Genomic DNA, 1,378 nt, shown 5'->3' with positions numbered 1-1,378 from the left:
GATACTGTTGAGCAACGTCTTATTCTTTTGGCAATAGCTGAAGCAAGAGAAACGGGACAAGGCATCACGGAAAATAGCTTGTTGGAAGTTCACGCTAGTAGCTACATAAATACTTTTAATGTTGAAAAACATACTGCATATACCGTTCTTAGGGATGCCTCTAGAAGCTTATTTGATCGCTATGTTACTTATCACGATATAAATCCAAAAACAGGTAAAGACAGAAGTTTCCACTGTAGATGGGTGGATAAAATTGGTTATGAACATCAATCAGGAGTTGTATTCTTACGTTTCACTCAAGATATTGTCCCTCTAATTACTAGATTAGAAGAAAATTTTACTAAATATGAAATACAACAAGTTTCCAAATTAACAAGTACATACGCCATTCGCTTATATGAGCTACTAATCCAATGGCGATCTAGTGGCCAAACACCAGTTTTTAATCTATCAACATTCAGACAACAACTAGGCGTTGAGGCTACTCAATACAAGACTATGAGTAATTTTAAAACCTATGTCCTAGATTTTGCCTTGAAACAAGTTAATGAACTAACAGATATAACGGCTAACTATCAACAACATAAAACTGGCAGAACAATTTCTGGTTTCTCTTTCACATTCAAACAAAAACAGGAACGTAAAAAAGTTAAGCCTAAAAAAGCTAGCCTAACGGAGAAACAATTAGATTTATTTGCAAATAAGTTGGCTTATGACTCTGCTTTTTCTAGCCAATTTAGTGAGGCTGGTGAAAGCTATGAAAACTTTGCCAAAAGGATTAAACAACTGTTAAAAGACCCTGTAAATTTAGACAAATATTCAGATTATTTAGACAATTTAGATTTAAAAGTTTAGGCTATAAAGGCTGTCTAATAGACAGCCTATTAGACATATTATTTTTACAAGATTAGGCATAGTTTTACACAATGAAAAGTCTTTCTGTTGTTGAGTTATCTAAGCTATATAGCATAAATAGACAAACTATTTACAACCATATAAATAAAGGAATATTAAGCAAAAATTCAGATAATAAAATTGATTTATCTGAAGCAATCCGTGTGTTCGGTGAACCATCTAAAAAACAAAGTGTAAAAGAACCTGTAAAAGTAGACAGTCAAAATTCGACAGAAAATTTACTGCTTAGACAACAAATAGACATGTTAAAAAATCAACTTGAAGATGCTAAAGAACGTGAATCTTTTTATCAGAATCAAATTGAGACGATGCAACGTCTACTAGAAGCCCCAAAAGCTAATATGACTACGTTTATCGATCAAAAACGTGAGCAGAATATAGCAACAGATCCTCAGAAAGAACCTGAGCTGAAAGCTGATGAATTGACTACTCCAGTTGAAACTGAAAATAAGCGCATTCCTGT

At 33.2% G+C, this 1,378-nt stretch carries 2 protein-coding genes; both read left to right on the top strand.

Going from position 1 to position 1,378, the window contains the following annotated elements; genetic code table 11:
* Window positions 1-855, top strand: an 855-nt coding sequence (gene repM, locus I593_RS00100; RefSeq protein ID WP_016165580.1) for a replication initiation protein RepM, incomplete at its 5' end; no start/stop codon positions are given.
* A gap of 71 nt (window positions 856-926) precedes the next feature.
* Window positions 927-1,378: plasmid replication DNA-binding protein (locus I593_RS00095; RefSeq protein WP_016165579.1), on the top strand; the 452-nt coding region annotated here is incomplete at its 3' end.

The sequence above is a fragment of the Acinetobacter tandoii DSM 14970 = CIP 107469 genome, from assembly GCF_000400735.1.
Taxonomy (GTDB): domain Bacteria; phylum Pseudomonadota; class Gammaproteobacteria; order Pseudomonadales; family Moraxellaceae; genus Acinetobacter; species Acinetobacter tandoii.
Note: the sequence above shows the minus strand (reverse complement) of the source record. Positions and strands in the feature narration are given on the sequence as shown.